This window comes from Shewanella abyssi, from assembly GCF_023284025.1.
Taxonomy (GTDB): domain Bacteria; phylum Pseudomonadota; class Gammaproteobacteria; order Enterobacterales; family Shewanellaceae; genus Shewanella; species Shewanella abyssi.
The window spans coordinates 1-17,826 of sequence record NZ_JAKIKR010000040.1; the positions used below are offsets into that span (position 1 = coordinate 1).

Here is a 17,826-nt window from a genome sequence, read left to right on the forward strand (position 1 = left end):
GATAAAAATCATAAAACACACCTTTGCAAATTCTTTGCATAAAGAATTGTCACAGTAAACTTTGCTCTTACTATGAGAAAAGAATAAATGAGTTGATTAACACCCTTAATCGACTCATAATTTGAGATGATTAACAGGCCTAAACAACTCAGAGAGGCATTATGTGGATTTGGCAACTGAAAGACTGGCCTAACTTTACTTATGATAAAGCCACCGTTATCCCCAAGCTAGAGTCATGCATACAAGCCGTGTCGCCATTAAAGCAATTGAGTCAGCTCCTATCACTTGAGCAACGTTTAGATTGGGAAGCTGCGATATTACTTGATGAAACACTAGCCTCCGCCAAAATTGAAGGAGAGTTATATGATCGAGACTCTGTTCGCTCTAGCATCGTCAATAAATTAGGTATTGGTAAAGGGAATAAGTTTAACCAGCAAAGTGATGCTATGGTCGAGCTTTTATTATCTGCAATACGTACGACAGAGCAACAAGTCAATCATGGCATCATCAAACATTGGCATCAAATGCTTTTCCCTGTTGCACCGATAATCACACCTATGACTATCGGTGATTATCGTGATGACACGATGCAGATAATTTCGGGGAGATACGGTAAGCAACAAGTTCATTTTGAAGCGCCAGGTGCGGCAAATAGCGAAGTAGAGCAAGAGATGGATCTATTTTTTAACTGGCTCAATACCTCATCAAACGAATCAACTTTTATCAGAGCTGCAATCGCTAAATTCTGGTTTGTCACTATTCACCCGTTTGATGACGGTAATGGTCGTTTATCTCGGATCATTGCAGAACGCTGTTTAGCCGAGGCAGAGCATACTAACCTGCGTTTATTTTCTTTATCGTCAGCTTTTGAAAATCACCGCAATGAATACTATCAACTGTTAGAGAGCCACCAACATATCGCTAGTACAACCAACAACCTTGATTTAACTGCATGGATAGTCTGGTTTTTATCCATGGTAGAAATTGCAGCAATTGATGCAAAGAAAGAATTTGAACGCGTCATGCAAACAACTCGGTTCTGGCAAAAAAACCAGCTAACGGTATTTAATACTAGGCAACGAAAAGTGGTTACTAAACTATTAGAAACAATAGATTTTAGCGATGGTATTTCTCGGAAAAAATATAAAGCAATAACCAAGACAACAGATGCAACTGCCGCAAGAGATATTGGAGATTTGGTTGAAAAAGGGATATTAATCCCGATTGGAGAAGGACGTAGTCGACGCTACTTAATTCAAAAGCACTGACTATAGCCAAAAGCAGCGTAGCTCTAGCTTATACTAAATTTTAAACACAAAAAAACCGACTTAATGTCGGCTTTAATATTTTCTCGTAAAGAGAAATGGTACCTGAAGACGGACTTGAACCGTCACTCCTTTCGGAATCGGATTTTGAATCCGACGTGTCTACCAATTCCACCACTCAGGCTTTGTTGCTATTCTCTGTAGGTTCATGTTTGCCCCTAAAGAGTGAATCGAATTATACCTGCGGATATCGGAATGGCAAGCACTTTGATTTGAGTTTCTTATCAACCGAACAAAATTCAAACTCACCCGCTGTAGATTGAGCCTAAACAGCGTTAAAAACTTACTTTAGCCAACAAGACAATTAGTAATACCAATTCCATTAAGTAGTTGCTCATTCAGCGGGAATTAAAATCACTTTAGGCAAGCAAGTGGGTTGTAGCTAATAGTGATTCTATATCGAGAACCACATGCGCAGTATAAAGTGATTTTAAACCCGCACAACGTGAGCTTCTCAGGACGTTCACTGCTGCGTTGCATTGTCTTAAAAGGGAATAACCATTTCTTCCACAATGCGCCTGGAATTGAAAGCCCTGAGAGAGCTCTGAATTGATCACATCTTTAATGGAATTGGTATAAAGCATGATCAACTGCATCTTTATTAACAATGGCGCAGCAAATTCACAACAAGCGAGTTCTAACTTGACCAAGATCAATTACTGCGACTTAAGAGAGGAGTATTTTGGTTATGAACTAACAAGAAAGAGGATTTCGCACATGGCATTTTGGTTAGATTTGATGTTTGGCAACGCTATCGGCTTGCTTTCAATGATTGTTATTTTTAGTACTATCGGCATCATGTCTTATCTGATGTGGTTGTTCTATACCAAATCTGCAGATCCTGAGAACTAATCTCCAACGTTCTATTAATGCAGGGGGCTATTTGCCCCCATTTTTTTGCGCTGTTTTTAGAAAAAATCGTACAACAACACAACGACTTTCAGCCCATTTCCCAGCCTTTATCGCTTATCGAACCAACAGCTACGCTGCGTGTTTGCGCGGTGTAACAAAGCTATTGATGAACTGTGGACGCGCTTTAATCAGATTCTTCATCTCTTCAGGACTTGGCTCACCCCTAGGAAAACGCAACACTTGACGATTCAGATGCTCCCGAGCCCGCATCGATATTTTAAAATCTGCAGTTGAACCTTGGATAGCGTAGTGCTTTTGGTTGCCAAGATGCTCCAAAATACCCGTGCTAGATAAACTTTTAACCGCTTGCTCCGCTTCTGGCAGAGTCAAAATCGTTTCACCTTGTAAAAAGAACTCTCTAAGCAAAGCACGCTCGGTAGGATCAAGTAGTTTGACCTTATCTTCAATCACTTCAACTAATCGTTTGGCACTTAAATAGCTAATCGCTTCATCGAGGAAGTAATTGAGGACCTGCGTCAATAAATAAGCTGCACCTATAATCAAACCTAGTCCAATAAAATGGGCGTGTAGCTCAGAAAATTCAGCAAGGTTAATTGATGCTAATAAGGTCACTGGGGTAAATAACAGTGCTGCACATGCTAATGAAAGCCACAGCATTGCTTTAAACATCAATTTTTTAATTGATGTTCCTTTAAAAGAAAATGCATCGAAACTCATTTTTTGCATAGCTAAATCCAGTGTCAGAAAACTGTTATTAGCTAGATAAAAGCAAAAATGATGCCAAAGATCGCGTCAAAAAAACAAGGATCAAAATTTTAGTGCAGAAATCGTTCACCGTCAGTCATAAAACAACTGACGGCAAATAGAGAGGGGAGCTTTCATTTGCTAAACATCAACAAGAGCGACGATAAACTATGACTCGGTAAGCTTTGCTTTAGCAGCTAACTTGGTCAGTACTCGGCTTACCGCAACAAAGCCAAAGGTGCCTGTCACCACGGTAACCGCGCCAAACCCCGAAGCACAATCCATACGCATACTGCCCTCGGCCGTTGTCTTAGTATTGCAAACAGAGCCATCGGCTTGTGGATAAACTAGCTGCTCAGTTGAGAACACCGCTTCGATACCAAATCGACGGGCGACATTTTTTGAAAAATTATACTCACGCCTGAGCAAGTTACGCACCTTAGCAAGCAAAGGATCTTGATAGGTTTTAGCAAGATCTGCCACCTGTACTTGGGTAGGATCTGTCTGTCCACCCGCTCCACCGACAGTGACAATCGGTAACTTTTGCCGTTTACACCAGGCGATTAATGCTGTCTTGGGTTTTACTGCATCGATACAATCGATGACGTAATCCAGATCGCCGCCGGCCCTCTTACCTTGAAAATAGGCAGACAAATTGTCGACCGTAATAAAGTCTTCGATCTCATTAACGATACACTCTGGATTGATCTGCTTTAAACGCTGTGCCATCACTTCGACTTTAGATTCACCAATCGTCTCTTTTAACGCATGTGATTGACGGTTGGTATTGGTCACACAAATATCATCAAGATCAATTAGCGTTATCTGGCCAACACCACTCCTAGCAAGAGATTCCGCCACCCAAGTGCCGACACCGCCAATTCCTACAACAACCACGTGAGATTGCGAAAAATATTGCAGTGCTTGTTGGCCGTATAAGCGACCAATTCCAGCAAAACGATTTAAATAGGCGTCTGACAACATTTGATTTTTCAAGGTAATACTCAATTGAGAGAGGTAATAGATAGCAAGCGATGGTCGATTTTATCTCAAATCAGCGTAAAACTCTAAATTTTTACCAGCAACGATGTGAACAGCTTTAGCCAAAAAGGACAAACTGGCCATATCACTGTGAGCAGTTATCTTATTTGGATTAAACACGTGTTTAACAAAGGTAAATCACCATCATGAATATCGCGAAACACCCGCGAAACGTGATCGCTTGCCGTGGCATTGCCCAAGTTAAACTAGGCAATGACGGTTCATTGGCAACGGTAAGCAATGTCGATCTACAACAATTTAGTGTTGGCGCTGACTACCGCCTAAGCAAGAACACGCTTATTTATGGGCACTACACTAAATATGATGGTGACATGATGCTAGGTAACGTTAAGCAAGACTTAGGTGACAATATCGTCACCATGGGTATGCGTTTCGACTTTTAATTGTAAAAAACGTGATTAGCAAAGGCAGTTATCGCTGCTTTTTCATGCTCGCAAGGATCACAAATCCAACTCAAAAAGAACACAAAAGCAACATTTTAGTCACTTCGCTAAACTTTAGCGCTATAACCACTTCACAACCATTTTCTAAAATTTAACATTAACAGTGATCTCCGTCTAAAATACTCTTACGACAGCGAATTAAGCATTAACTGCTTTAACCAATAAGCACCTAAATCCCCCTTTATAGATACCCATTGAAAGTTCATTGTGTCGAAATGTCCCTTTAAATAACCTCAATAATTTGTTCACCACAAAAAAGCCGTAATTCTATGGTGGAAAACTAAAAACTTGATCTAGCCCACAATTTCCCAGCCATAAAACTGTAATATTTGCTCCCACAATTGCTATGAGCTCGGATGCTTGTAACAAAAACAAAAGTTTATGTAAGAAACCATAAGAAACGTATAAGAACTCAGGTTCTGGGAGCAAAAGAAATGAAAAAGACACTTATCTCTGCATCAGTAGCATCAGTTTTAACGCTAGCTTCTTTCGGCGCGCTAGCCGAAAGCCCAAGCTTTTACGGCCGTTTAGACCTATCTGTCACTAATTCAGATACTAGCACCACACTTCAAGGTGGCACTAACGGTGCTACAGTTGGTGAAAGCGGTACTTATCTAGAAAACAACTTCTCTCACATTGGTGTTAAGGGTAGCGAAAGCCTTACTAGCAACATCGATGTTATCTACCAGATGGAATTTCAAGTAGAAAACACTTCTGGTAACAGTGATACATTTAAATCTCGTAACACTTTCCTAGGTCTTAAATCAGCAAACCTAGGTACTGTACTTGTAGGCCGTAACGACACAGTATTCAAGCAAGCAGAAGGTGGTATTGATGCATTCGGTAACACTAACGCCGATATCGACCGTCTAGTTGCTGGCCAAACTCGTGCAGCTGATGGTATCTGGTACTACTCTCCAAAGATTGCTGATCTAGTTACATTAAACGCAACTTACTTAATGACTGACAACAACCAAGGTGCTGGTACTGATTCAGATTCTCAGTATGCATTGAGTGCAACTCTTGGTGACAAGAAGCTTAAAGCACAAAACTACTATGTAGCGGGTGCTTACAACAAAGGCATTGGCAGTATCGATGCATACCGTGCTGTAGCTCAAGTTAAATTCGGTGACTTTAAAATCGGTGGTCTATTTCAAAACACTGAAAGTAATAAATATGACAACCTAGAAGGTAACACTTACTTCGTAAACGCAGTTTACAACCTAAACGGTGTTAATTTGAAGGTTCAGTATGGCGTTGATGAGTCAGGTCTAAGCAGCAAGTACTTTGGTAACTCTTTCGCATATAAAAACCCTAATGACTCAGACACTGACGTAAATGAGACAAATGCATTGTTAGCTACAGTTAGCGACGTAAATGTTCAAAACATCACTATTGGTGCTGATTATAAGATCTCTAAATCTACTATGGTATATGGCCACTATGCTATGTACAAAGGCGACTACACAATCGCTAGCAATAAAAAAGATCTAGAAGATGACAGCGTATTCACTATCGGTATGCGTTACAACTTCTAATCGTTTGAGTCTATAGACTCGCTAACGATTGAAAGCAAAAAAGCGACCTTATGGTCGCTTTTTTAATGCCTAAAATAAGGTCGATTAACGGCCGGAAACAGCAGAAACGAGAAGTGCCAAAGCGAACGCTACTGATGATAGAACGTTCACATGTTCACTCACGGAACGCTGCGCTTACGGTAAAGGAGATAAAGATAATCAACGACGACCCTTCTACCGTCTTTTCCTGCTATTCCTGCTTTCCAGCCCTAACCTCTTCTGGTTAACTTATATACCGACTCAGTTAACGACGACACCTGTTTTTTAACGAAGCTAGGATTATCAGCTAACGCATCATTAGCGGCTAAACGCTCAATCTCAAAATTATCACCCATGTTAGCCATAACCCAGTCATCTGATATCGCAAAGGGTGGACCATTTAACTCTGCTTGTGGGTAATCTAAGGTAATTAACAGACCAACACTGCCAACTGGGATCAAATTCGCAAGTTGCTTGGCATAGTTAACTCGCATCGCTTCAGGCCAAGCGATTAGCGCGGCTCTATCATAAAATGCACTGACGTTTTCCATGTCTAGACGGGTCAAGGTAAAAATATCGCCTTGATAAATCGTGATCTGCTCGGTTTGGTAACGCTGATGCTCGCCTACCTTGTCGACGGTATAAACGAGGTTATTATCTTGATAAAACTGAGACACCGCTAAGTCATTTAGCTCACATGCGACCACATCGTGACCTTGCTCTGCTAAAAAACACATGTCTAAAGATTTACCACACAGAGGAACAAATACTTTGCGGTCGGCTGCGAGTTGTAACTGCGGCCAATACTGAACTAATAGCGGGTTAACAGCGCTGAGGTGAAAGCCTATCTGTTGGGCATCCCATTTGTCGTGCCAAAAGCTTGGTTGCATAGCGAAGGTCCTAAAGTATTAGATAAGGCATATCCAGAAGCTTAAATATAGTGCTAGAAACAGCGAAAAAACCACCGCTTAGCTAGCATCAACTTTGGTATACCGTATTGATAGCGATACTCTAAAGCCAACACACTCCATTAGCAAAAGGAAAAACAAGCTATGGGATATTATCCAGCTGAGATATTGAGCGCTTTTTGCACCTTTTTAAGCCAGGTACAGTTTTCACATTCACAATGACGGCGAGACAAGTGGTGTGGACTTAAGCTCGAATCGATAAAGTCGACAGCAACTAACAGCTGTTGTTTTAACTCTTCTGCGGTTTTTTGATCCACTGCAATGGTTTCATCGTTATGATTCATCCAGGTGCATTCCATCCCCTGATGACAATTGATGCACTGCATGTCGGTATGGTTAAAAAAACCGGCATGTGGACATTGATTCAGCTCCATTGACTGTAAAATACGCTGCCTAGGATACTCGAGCAACTCGATCAACCGCGACTTATCTAACCCTGTCATATCATCACCTTGTGCAGACCGCACTGACTTATTTAAGTTTATATCTTCTATACCCAAGCATCCTCAAGATACGGATTGAGCATGTCGAGAAGTGGTTTGGATATATATTAGTACTGACTCCAAGATTACCTTTCTCTTATTGTTACAGAGTTGATATGCATCAATATCTGTTCCAAAATAGTTCGATAGGTGTGACTGACTTCCCCCTTTTAAACTGCAATTTTTATTAACAGATCCAATGAGCTTGGACTATCAGCGCTAATGTTGATTTAATAAGGAGCATTAATACCAAGGAGTGATACTTGCAGACGCCGGAACTACAGCACTTTTATATCTCTGAAGAGCAATCGATCTACCTAATGGCAGCAAATGATGCCCGTAGACGCCGTGCTTGGATGAGACTCTGTAAGCAACAACTCAACAAGCTCGGCTACAAACAGTTCGAACTGGTGGGTAAAGGCGCTTATGGTTTTGTATTTGCTGGAGTGAATGCTCAAGGAGAGGCTCATGTTTTTAAGTTCTCTCGTTTAACACTGCCACAGCATGTGCAAGATAGGCTGGAAGAGGAAGCGTTTATGCTCTCTCAAGTCATCCATCCCAATGTGCCTCCGGCGATTAAATATCAGCATGTGGGTAAGCAAGGTATCTTGGTGATGGCCAGAGCACCGGGAGAGGACTTGGAGCAGCTTTGCCTGCGTATTGGCGCTCTGCCAGTGGCAATGGTGATGAACATTGCCCGCCAGTTGGCTGCAATCCTCAAGTACTTGCATAATGGTCGCCCCCTTATCCATGGCGATATAAAACCATCAAACCTTGTTTATGATGTCAAAACCCAGCACCTGTCTTTAATCGATTGGGGCTCTGCGGTATTTGCCCAACGCGACAATGACGGTAACCCAGTTAACGGCAATGTGATGGATTTAATGTCGAGCGATCAGCAACAGACTAATGCCCGCATGGGGGATGTGTATTTTATCGGTGAAGAGCAACTCAATGGCGCATTGTCGAGCCCACGATTTGACGAGCAAGGCGTAGCTGCAACGCTCTACGCATTGGCCTCAGGCCAAGCCAGTCGCTTTGGCAGTAGAGTTATCCCCGCCACCAGCATTGGCTTACCGGTTGAACTTGCCAAAACCTTAGACGGTATGTTGAGTGAAGACCCCACTCAGCGACAGCGTGCGGGTGATTACTTTGTTAAAAGCATGGCCCACAGCCACAGAATGCACCTGCCTGAAATCAATAGCGGACCGCTGATCGCCGATATTCCGGTCTGGGTATTGGCGAGCAAGAAAGAGGTTGAAACAGTGACCTATAGTTCACGTAAAGCCTTTCTCCAAGAGCACAATAGCGATGACCCCATTGCCAAGATGGATGACCTGCAATTAGAGAAGTACTACCGTAACTTTATGGCGGGTATGGGCGATACCGAAAAAGGCTTTATCGCGGCGGTGGGCCGCATAGCGCAATATGACATCGTCGGCGGATTAGCGATTCATTGGCGAGAAACTGGGGTGTTTATTGATTCTAATCTGGCGCTATATAATGAGAGTCAAAAAAAGGCCTTAACAATTTCAGTCAATAACATGGTCACGCTTGCCTGCGGGATCCACCGTATCGGGGTATTTAAAGCCTGCTTCTTTAACGCCAGAGATACACTGCATATCGAACGAGAGGACAGTCAGCAACCGTTTATTATTGCTAGCGGACAACAGTTGCCTTTTGAAGTGGGTGATGTGCCCTCTTTGGAAGATCGTTCAAGATTACACTCTTACTTTGAAGATGGCCGCGATCCTGAAGAAAACTTAGAACTTCCCAGAGAGATCATGACCGAGCTGGCCATCATTAACCAGATTCATCATACCGGCTGCATCATCTTCGAAGCACTGCCTAAGCACATGAAGATCCACAGCTACTTGCGCTTACTGAATCCGAGAAAACAAGCAGCATTTCGCGGCTGTTTAGACCGCATCTTAAGCCATGTCGATAAAATACAAGGCAAAGGGGTGTCAGGATTTATGAAGCTGCCCTATAAAAACACCCGCAAATTTAACCATGTGGAACGCAAACCCGACTTCTTTTATCCACGCAATCCGAAACAAGCCACTCATTAAAATTAGGCTTTAGGCTCTGCTTTGTCATCTTTAGCCTTGTCATCTTTAGCCTTGTCACCCTCATCAAGCGTACCCTCAACTTGATGCGTTTCAGGGCGTTTATCACTTGGGTCTGCTTTACGTTCAAAATCACCATCAAAAGTGTTGCCGTCATCAAAAGGTGACTGGCCACCTTGCTGACCAAATGGATTGCCTTGCCCGCCCATGCCAGGGCCAAAGCCTCCCTGAAAGCCGCCATTGGCTTTGACTTTAAGTTGCATCCGCTTGTAGAAATAACCCGCGACGGGAATGCGAGTGAATGGTGTTAACAAAATCAAACCAAGAAAGTCCGTTACAAAACCGGGAATAAGTAACAGTAGCCCCGCTGCTGCTAACATCATCCCTTCAACAATCTCCTGCCCTGGCGCTTCGCCACGAGCCATCTTTTGTTGTACTTGCATCAAGGTACTAATACCTTGGCTGCGTACTAACGATACCCCAACAACAGCGGTAAAAATAACCAACGCCACTGTGGTCCAGCTGCCGAGGGCTTCGCCGACTCTGATCAGTACAGATAGCTCAATCACAGGAACGACAACAAAAATTAATAACAAAATAAAAAACACGCTGGCCTCACATTTTTTGGTGGTGATGAAAACTAAATTGGGGTTAGTCGGTCTACTTTCAAGTGTATAGACATTAAAATCGCCATTGTTTCAGCTGAAATGCCAAAGCATTTGTAAGCAAAAACTACTGGTATCACTATTTTCGCAATGCCCTAATGCATGCATTAGGCAAAACACGTAAAGTAGCGTTAGCGACAATCATAGCCACAAGCTTAATTCAATTGGCTTAAAGCAGCTTTAATCTGTGAGTTTCAATTGAGTTAGCCATCAGCAGGAAAGACAATGTTAAATGGACAATGAATTTTTACTGGTAATGACCACCTGCCCTGACGAAGCGTTGGCTAAATTTTTAGCACACACGTTAGTAAAGGCCAAACTTGCTGCATGCGTACAGATCTCATCACCGGTGACATCCGTATATGAGTGGCAAGGTGAGATTTGTGAAGAAAAAGAGTTCTGTTTGCAGATTAAATGCCTCGCTAAACACTATGCAGCGATTGAGGCTGCAGTATTGAAACTGCATCCCTTTGATGTTCCCGAGCTAATAGCAATGCCTGTGACTCAGGGATTGCCAGCCTATTTTGATTGGATAAAAGAAACCACACAGCCATGAAAAAAATGATTACTCTGTTTTTAGCCTCCCTGCTACTGCTTAGTCCATTAGCACACGCTGAAAGCATTTTCGATAACAATAAATTCTCCTTTTTAAAGGGCGAACCTGAACTGATGCCCGTCGATCAAGCATTTGTTTTCGACTTCGAGCAGCAAGGCGATAAGGTCAAAATCAGCTGGGTCATTGCCGACGGTTACTACATGTACCGCGACAAACTGAAATTTGAAGCCGACGGTGCGGTATTAGGCGAGATTGCGCTGCCTAAAGGCAAGTCTCATAACGATGAGTATTTTGGCGAGCAGGAAGTTTATTACTCTTATATTGAGATACCTGTTGCGATAAAAGAAGCGGCCGCAGGCGATAAGCTTAACGTCACCTTTATGGGCTGTGCCGAAGGTAAGCTTTGCTTCCCACCGACCAAGCGCACCGCTGTACTAACTGATGTTAGCGCCAATGATGGCATACTTAACCTACCAGGCAGTAGTGATGTCACTGCTGTTAGCGATGCTGACGTTGCACCTATTACCCAGCAGGATAGCTTAAGTAAAATGCTCGCTGGCGACAGCCTGATTTGGACCCTGGTGATCTTCTTTGGTTTAGGTATTGGACTGGCATTAACGCCGTGTGTGTTCCCGATGTACCCAATATTGTCAGGCATTATTGTCGGTCAAGGAGAGAAGCTCTCTACGGCCAAAGCCTTTGGCTTGTCTATGGTCTACGTCCAAGGGATGGCAATCACCTACTCACTCGTAGGACTTGTTGTTGCCTCTGCCGGCATGAAGTATCAAGCCGCGCTACAACACCCTGCGGTACTGATCGTACTGGCGATACTGTTCTTCGTTTTAAGCTTATCAATGTTTGGCTTGTACGAGCTTAAGCTGCCCTCTAAGTGGCAAGAGAAGATGAACTCAATGTCGAACAGCCAAAAAAGCGGCAACGTCATTGGTGTGTTCTTGATGGGTGTGATCTCAGGACTCGTCGCCTCGCCTTGCACCACGGCGCCGCTGTCTGGTGCACTTATTTATGTGGCACAAACAGGCGATCTGCTACAAGGCTTCTTAGCGCTCTATGTACTCAGTATGGGTATGGGCATACCGCTGCTGATTGTTGGTACCTCTGGCGGCAAGTTCCTACCAAGAGCAGGTAGCTGGATGGATATCATCAAGACCATTTTTGGCTTCCTACTCATCGCAGTATCGATTGTCATGCTAGGGCGAATTTGGCCAGGCGTGATCTCCGATGTCTTATGGTCACTTTGGGGCGTTGTTTTCGTCGGCTACCTAATGCATCAAAATAGGCTGACGGAGTTTAACTGGAAACAAACCACTCGAGCAGTACTGCTGTTGCTTGTTTTCCTCGGGAGTGTCTCCTATGGCATGCAAGCCGTTATGAATCATTTTGGCTTTACCTCTAACGCTAGCCTGAGCAATGCGGAGCAAGCTCATGAATTTAAGCGCATTAAGTCGCTTGAAGATCTCGACAGCGAAATTGCAGCGGCGACGGCACAAGGCAAAACAGTGATGTTAGATCTCTACGCCGACTGGTGTGTTGCCTGTAAAGAGTTTGAGGCAATTACCTTTAAAGATGCTGCAGTCATGGAGCGTATGGACAAGATGATACTGCTGCAAGCTGACGTCACTAAAAGTGATGATATCGATATTGCTCTGCTAGAGTATTACGATGTTTTAGGCTTGCCAACGCTACTGATGTTTGATGACACTGGCGCCGTAAGAGATGACTTACGAGTCACAGGTTTTATGCGCCCTAAGGCGTTTGCAGAGCACCTTGACCATCTAGTGAAGTAGTCGTGACCCGTTGTAATGTGTTTGTGATGCGCTGGTGATTTAGTCACCTGCACAGCTTTAAGCCTCTGCACTGAAATGCCCTTTCATTTAGGCATTTGGCAGGGGCTTTTTTATATGCACAATTTATACATTGGCCCACGAATCCCCAACCTTTAGCAGTAGAACAACATTAGATCTGCCTCTATAACAAGCGATAATATAATTGCTAAGTTTCACTTAAACTTCATAAACTTCTTGTACAATGCTCTGTAATAATATCTTTTATAAGGAGCACCATGGAACCCGCGATACTCATTATTACCTTAGCCTGCGGCATGCTAGTTAGCCGTGTGGGACTGCCCCCATTGATTGGCTACCTGGTTGCGGGATTTGTGTTGTTTCTGTTTGGGATTGAAGAATCCAGTCTACCCATGCTGCAGCAATTTGCTAACTTGGGCGTTACCTTACTGCTGTTTGCCATTGGTCTTAAGCTGGATATTCGCAGCCTATTTAAAGTCGAGGTTTGGGCTGGTTCCAGTCTGCATCTGCTCGGCTCAATGGTGTTTTTCATCCCACTGTTAAAGCTGTTAGGCTTACTCGGTTTAGAGCAATTAACAGGACTTGAACTCAACCAACTGGGACTATTGGCGTTTGCCTTAAGTTTCTCCAGCACCATTTTCGCGGTAAAAATCTTGGAAGATAAAGGTGATATGCAATCCCTTTATGGCCGAGTGGCGATTGGTATCTTGATTATGCAGGATATCTTTGCCGTGGCATTCTTGACGATTTCCAAAGGCGACATCCCCTCATACTGGGCACTAGGCTTGTTGTTACTGCCGTTAGCAAAACCGCTTATTTACAAGGCGTTCGACCGCGTCGGTCACGGCGAACTGCTGGTCCTTTTCGGTTTAGTCATGGCGCTAGTCATGGGCGCTTGGTTATTTGAGGTCGTCGGTCTCAAGCCTGATCTCGGTGCGCTCGTCATCGGCATTCTATTGGCGGGGCACCCCAAATCATCAGAGCTGGCAAAATCACTATTTTACTTTAAGGAACTTTTCTTAGTCGCGTTCTTCTTAACCGTTGGCCTCAATGGTTTACCCACCTTCTCCGATATCGGCTTAGCCGCTATATTGGTGTTGGTGGTACCGATTAAAATCGTCCTCTTCCTCTATCTATTAACGCACTTCAAACTGCGCTCCCGTACCTCACTACTGACCTCTTTCAGCCTCGGTAATTACAGTGAGTTTGGTTTAATTGTTGCCGCTGTAGCCACCTCGAATGGCTGGTTACCGCCGCAATGGATGGTGATTTTAGCCGTCGCATTAAGCTTTAGCTTTCTGTTTTCGGCGCCGCTGAACAGCGCCTCTAATCGCCTTTATCAAAAATACCAAAGTCGATTACAGCGGTTAGAGAAACACCCACTGCATCCAGAAGATCGTCCTATTCATGTGGGTAATCCCAGGTTTCTTATTTTAGGTATGGGCCGCATTGGTTCGGGGGCTTATGACGAGCTTAGAGTACAGTATGAAGGTGAGATCCTAGGCGTTGAACACAAGCAAGAGCTGGTTGATTACCACAACCAGCAGGGTCGCAACGTGGTTCAAGGTGATGCCTCTGATACCGACTTTTGGGAAAAACTGGATAAAGCCCCCAATCTAGAACTGGTACTTTTGGCGATGCCACATCACGTTGGTAATCTATTTGCTGTTGAGCAGCTAAAACGTTTAGATTACCAAGGTAAACTAAGCGCCATCGTACAGTATAAAGAAGATGCTGATGCCTTAAGTGAATCAGGTGTGCACAGTGTTTATAACCTTTACGAAGCAGCTGGTGCGGGTTTTGTTGATCACGTCGTTAAAGAGCTACTCAGCCCTAAAGGCACCGTGCCTGACCACCCAGAAGCGGTTAATCACCCTCGCAATGATAGCTAACCTTTACAGGCTGATTAAGTAAACAACTCAGCTGATTGTATACATTATTCCCAGTATCGAGTATGTTGTTTGGCACAATAAAAATAATGCCAAATAACATACGATGCTAATAAAAAAAGATAATCGACCGTTTAAAGCCTTAAGCTGCCAGCTACGCGCTCCACGCCTTTATCGCAAACTGAGCGGGATCATCTTGCTGAGCCTGATGAGTCAATTCTCATATGCTCAGGCTGAGCGATGGCAAGACCACCTTATTTTCGAACAAAATAAGCAAGCGCCCCACGCCAGCTTTTTTGGTTACTCATCAGTGTCAAAAGCGCTTAATGATGATTACCAAGCCAGTAGTAACTTCATTGATCTTAATGGTCGCTGGCAATTTCATTACGCCAAGAATCCTTTTGCTACCCCCGCTGATTTTGCGCAAAAAGACGCTAACCTAGATGATTGGCAAAGCATTCTGGTACCTGGAAATTGGGAAACCCAAGGTTTTGGTCACGCCATCTACCTAGATGAGCGCTATCCATTTACCACCAGCTGGCCAGATGCGCCTGAAGAGCATAACCCTACCGGCAGCTACCGACGTCAATTTGAGCTGCCTAAAGCTTGGCAAAACAAACAGGTATTCTTGCATATCGGTGCTGCGCGCTCGGCATTGAGTGCTCATATTAATGGTGTTGAAGTCGGTTATAGCCAAGGCGCTAAAACCCCAGCTGAATTTGATATCACCCCCTACCTCAATCAAACAGACAACCTCATCGCGTTGCAAATCATCCGCTGGAGCGATGCCAGCTACCTCGAAAGCCAAGATATGTTGCGAGTCAGCGGCATTGAACGCGATGTCTATCTGTATGCCACCGAGAAACAGCGTATAGCCGATATTGATGCGGGCTATACACTCAGCCCCGACCTATCCAAAGCCAACATGGGGATTAAGATAAAACTTAATAATCATGCAAAACAGGCCATAAAAGCGCAGCAGCTGAGTCTGCACTATCAACTCATTTCTCCTCAGGGGATCAGCATAAAACAGGGCCAACAAGCCGTCTCAGCGTTTAATGTCAGTCATAACGAAGTCATCAATTTTTCACTGCAACAACCGACTCTTTGGAGCGCAGAAACCCCAGCGCTTTACCAACTGCTTATTAGTCTTAAAAATACCGACGGTATGCTGCTACAAGCCAGTAGCCAAAAAATAGGTCTTCGCCGGGTCGAGATAAAAGCGGGTCAGCTATTAGTAAACAATAAAGCCATCACCATCCGCGGTGTCGATAGACATGAAACTGACCCAGAGCATGGCCATGTGGTGAGTCGCGCTAGCATGGAAACTGATGTTCGCTTAATGAAGCAAAACAATATCAATGCGGTGCGCTCAGCCCACTACCCCAACGACCCCTATTGGTTAAGCTTAACCGACAAGTATGGCCTCTATGTCATCGATGAAGCCAATATCGAATCTCATCCACTGGCCATTGATGAAAGCACCCAGCTCGGTAATACCATGAGCTGGCTACCGGCCCATAAAGCCCGCGTTGAACGCATGGTCGAGCGTGATAAAAACCACCCCTCGATTATCATCTGGTCCTTGGGCAACGAAGCGGGGGAAGGCACGCTATTTGAAGCACTATACGATTGGCTAAAACAGCGCGATCCAAGCCGCCCAGTGCAGTATGAACCCGCCGGGCAACATGCCTACACTGACATTGTGGCGCCTATGTACCCGTCAATTGAACGTATTGAAAAATATGCCAAAGAGCAAAATGATCGCCCGCTGATCATGATTGAGTATGCCCACGCTATGGGTAACTCCGTTGGTAACCTACAGGATTACTGGGACGTTATTGAGCGCTACCCACAGCTACAAGGCGGTTTTATTTGGGATTGGGTAGATCAATCTTTGGCATTTATCAATGAAAATGGCCAGCGATACTGGGCCTACGGTAAAGACTATCATCCTGATATGCCTACCGATGGTAACTTCTTAAATAATGGACTGGTCGATCCTGACCGCAACCCACATCCACACCTAAGTGAGGTCAAAAAGGTCTACCAACCTCTGCGTTTCAATCAATTTGTCCCAGCAACAAATTCGGTTAGTTTTGAGTTCGAAAACCGCTATGACTTTATTGATACTCAAGGGCTGCGTTTAAAGTGGACCATAGAGCAAGATGGCAGTGAATTTAGCCACGGCGTGATTGAGATGCCGACGATTAAAGCGGGCCAGTCTACGCCGATAACACTGCCAATTGAACGCTCACTTTTTAGTAAGCAGCATGAGTACCTTTTACTGTTAGAGGTGCTGGTCGATAAGCCACAACCTATGCTCGACACCGATCACCGCATCGCTTTTGCTCAATTCCCCCTGCAGCAAGCCGCCACTCAGAAAACGACCTTAGCTAAGGCTATTACTGAGCATGATGATTTTTGGCAATTGGGCGATGATGCAACCCGCTATTTAATCTCTAAACAAACCGGCTGGCTCAGTGACATAAAGCAAGATGGCCAATCGCAGCTAACGGCGCCGTTAGTGGTTAACTTTTGGCGCGCGCCGACTGACAACGACTTAGGCAACCAAATGCCTGAGTGGGCTGGCGCATGGCAAGACGCTGCAAAGCAGCTCACGCTGCTATCGATTAAACGCACTAGCCCTTATAACATCGAAGTGCTGCAGCAGCATCCAACACTCAACTTTACTCTGAGTACCCGCTACCAAATAAGTACTCACGGGCAACTACTAGTACAAAGCCAGTTCACGCCGGGCGATATTGAGTTAGCCGACCTACCACGCTTTGGTTTTCAGACACAACTGCCTTTTAGTCAGCGCTTTATGCACTACTTCGGTCGTGGACCAGAGGAGACCTATGCCGATAGGAAATCAGGCAATCCAATTAGCTGGTTTGCACTGCCTATTGATAAGGCTTTTCATCGCTACTCTCGACCACAAGAAACAGGCCAACGCAGCGACGTTCGCTTTGTGGCGGTCACTGATGCCCATGGCAATGGCTTGCTAGCAAAGGCAGGACCATCGAAGCAAGCGGATGACTTAAATGACACACTGCAAACCAGTCTTTGGCCTTTTGCCCAAGCAGATATCGACTTTAGACAAGGCGACGCCTCTGGCTCAGCATCGGGTCTGGTGCCAGTAACGGCTAACCACGGCGCCGAGATCCCTATCCGAGAATTTGTCACTTGGAACATCGACTACAAACAGATGGGCGTTGGCGGTGACACGTCATGGGGCAGACAAGTACACCAGCCTTATCGTATTAAAGCCCAGCCGATGCAGTTCAATTTTAGTATCGAACCTGTGGCAGCCAGCAGTGATATTCAACAACAAGCAAGAACTAAACCTTAATGATCAATTCTTAAGT

General features: G+C 44.5%; 13 protein-coding genes, 1 tRNA gene and 1 pseudogene. 9 read left to right on the top strand and 6 right to left on the bottom strand.

All coding sequences use genetic code 11. The annotated features are described in order from the left end of the window. Positions 1–161: 161 nt before the first annotated feature. Positions 162–1,268, top strand: coding sequence for a DUF4172 domain-containing protein (locus L2755_RS15805; RefSeq protein WP_248981648.1), 1,107 nt, complete (start codon positions 162–164; stop codon positions 1,266–1,268). Between the two features lie 96 nt (positions 1,269–1,364). Here L2755_RS15805 and L2755_RS15810 read toward each other — a convergent pair. After that, positions 1,365–1,449 (bottom strand) — tRNA-Leu (locus L2755_RS15810). 593 nt (positions 1,450–2,042) lie between these two features. Here L2755_RS15810 and L2755_RS15815 point away from each other — a divergent pair. Beyond that, on the top strand, positions 2,043–2,177 hold the full coding sequence (locus tag L2755_RS15815) for a DUF3149 domain-containing protein (protein ID WP_248981649.1): 135 nt from the start codon (positions 2,043–2,045) through the stop codon (positions 2,175–2,177). Between the two features lie 129 nt (positions 2,178–2,306). On the opposite strand, the gene L2755_RS15820 is transcribed toward L2755_RS15815, so the two are convergent. Together L2755_RS15820 and tcdA are read right to left on the bottom strand one after the other, a co-directional pair. After that, entirely contained in the window at positions 2,307–2,924 is a 618-nt protein-coding gene (locus L2755_RS15820) for a superinfection exclusion B family protein (protein WP_248981650.1), read from the bottom strand. Between the two features lie 186 nt (positions 2,925–3,110). Continuing rightward, positions 3,111–3,926, bottom strand: a complete 816-nt coding sequence (tcdA, locus tag L2755_RS15825; RefSeq protein ID WP_428847806.1) for a tRNA cyclic N6-threonylcarbamoyladenosine(37) synthase TcdA — start codon at positions 3,924–3,926, stop codon at positions 3,111–3,113. Between the two features lie 281 nt (positions 3,927–4,207). On the opposite strand from tcdA, the pseudogene L2755_RS15830 reads away from it, so the two are divergent. Then, positions 4,208–4,387, top strand: a pseudogene (locus L2755_RS15830) (porin); the annotation flags it as partial. A 494-nt stretch (positions 4,388–4,881) separates the two neighbouring features. Further along, positions 4,882–5,985, top strand: coding sequence for a porin (locus L2755_RS15835; protein WP_248981652.1), 1,104 nt, complete (start codon positions 4,882–4,884; stop codon positions 5,983–5,985). Positions 5,986–6,233: 248 nt separating this feature from the next. Here the strand turns inward: L2755_RS15835 and L2755_RS15840 are convergent, their stop codons facing one another. Beyond that, positions 6,234–6,893: a thiopurine S-methyltransferase gene (locus L2755_RS15840; RefSeq protein ID WP_248981653.1), complete on the bottom strand. Its 660-nt coding sequence runs from the start codon at positions 6,891–6,893 to the stop codon at positions 6,234–6,236. 170 nt (positions 6,894–7,063) lie between these two features. Then, a complete protein-coding gene (locus tag L2755_RS15845) occupies positions 7,064–7,414 on the bottom strand; it encodes a hypothetical protein (RefSeq protein WP_248981654.1) in 351 nt (116 codons plus the stop codon). Between the two features lie 302 nt (positions 7,415–7,716). Here L2755_RS15845 and L2755_RS15850 point away from each other — a divergent pair, with 302 nt between their 5' ends. Then, positions 7,717–9,525, top strand: coding sequence for a protein kinase domain-containing protein (locus L2755_RS15850; protein WP_248981655.1), 1,809 nt, complete (start codon positions 7,717–7,719; stop codon positions 9,523–9,525). Between the two features lie 2 nt (positions 9,526–9,527). On the opposite strand, the gene L2755_RS15855 is transcribed toward L2755_RS15850, so the two are convergent. After that, entirely contained in the window at positions 9,528–10,130 is a 603-nt protein-coding gene (locus L2755_RS15855) for an FxsA family protein (RefSeq protein WP_248981656.1), read from the bottom strand. Between the two features lie 289 nt (positions 10,131–10,419). Between L2755_RS15855 and cutA the strand changes: the two genes are divergently transcribed. The 4 genes from cutA to L2755_RS15875 all read left to right on the top strand — a co-directional run bounded on the left by cutA (position 10,420) and on the right by L2755_RS15875 (position 17,810). Further along, positions 10,420–10,743 carry a divalent-cation tolerance protein CutA gene (gene cutA, locus L2755_RS15860; protein WP_248981657.1) on the top strand — a complete coding sequence of 108 codons (324 nt, stop codon included), beginning with the start codon at positions 10,420–10,422 and terminating at the stop codon, positions 10,741–10,743. Beyond that, positions 10,740–12,548 (top strand): protein-disulfide reductase DsbD, encoded by a 1,809-nt coding sequence (locus L2755_RS15865; RefSeq protein ID WP_248981658.1) that lies wholly within the window; start codon positions 10,740–10,742, stop codon positions 12,546–12,548. The genes cutA and L2755_RS15865 overlap by 4 nt, the downstream gene beginning before the upstream one ends. Positions 12,549–12,823: 275 nt before the next feature. Next, the gene (locus tag L2755_RS15870) at positions 12,824–14,458 is read left to right on the top strand and encodes a cation:proton antiporter family protein (protein ID WP_248981659.1); all 1,635 of its coding nucleotides are present in this window, start codon (positions 12,824–12,826) and stop codon (positions 14,456–14,458) included. Positions 14,459–14,561: 103 nt separating this feature from the next. Then, positions 14,562–17,810, top strand: a complete 3,249-nt coding sequence (locus L2755_RS15875; protein ID WP_248981660.1) for a glycoside hydrolase family 2 TIM barrel-domain containing protein — start codon at positions 14,562–14,564, stop codon at positions 17,808–17,810. The last annotated feature ends 16 nt before the right edge of the window (positions 17,811–17,826 follow it).

Bases quoted from the DNA above. Each gene is read 5' to 3' on its own strand.
- L2755_RS15805 (WP_248981648.1), top strand. From the start codon at position 162: ATGTGGATTTGGCAACTGAAAGACTGGCCTAACTTTACTTATGATAAA.
- L2755_RS15815 (WP_248981649.1), top strand. From the start codon at position 2,043: ATGGCATTTTGGTTAGATTTGATGTTTGGCAACGCTATCGGCTTGCTT.
- L2755_RS15820 (WP_248981650.1), bottom strand. From the start codon at position 2,924: ATGCAAAAAATGAGTTTCGATGCATTTTCTTTTAAAGGAACATCAATT.
- tcdA (WP_428847806.1), bottom strand. From the start codon at position 3,926: ATGTTGTCAGACGCCTATTTAAATCGTTTTGCTGGAATTGGTCGCTTA.
- L2755_RS15835 (WP_248981652.1), top strand. From the start codon at position 4,882: ATGAAAAAGACACTTATCTCTGCATCAGTAGCATCAGTTTTAACGCTA.
- L2755_RS15840 (WP_248981653.1), bottom strand. From the start codon at position 6,893: ATGCAACCAAGCTTTTGGCACGACAAATGGGATGCCCAACAGATAGGC.
- L2755_RS15845 (WP_248981654.1), bottom strand. From the start codon at position 7,414: ATGACAGGGTTAGATAAGTCGCGGTTGATCGAGTTGCTCGAGTATCCT.
- cutA (WP_248981657.1), top strand. From the start codon at position 10,420: ATGGACAATGAATTTTTACTGGTAATGACCACCTGCCCTGACGAAGCG.
- L2755_RS15865 (WP_248981658.1), top strand. From the start codon at position 10,740: ATGAAAAAAATGATTACTCTGTTTTTAGCCTCCCTGCTACTGCTTAGT.
- L2755_RS15870 (WP_248981659.1), top strand. From the start codon at position 12,824: ATGGAACCCGCGATACTCATTATTACCTTAGCCTGCGGCATGCTAGTT.
- L2755_RS15875 (WP_248981660.1), top strand. From the start codon at position 14,562: ATGCTAATAAAAAAAGATAATCGACCGTTTAAAGCCTTAAGCTGCCAG.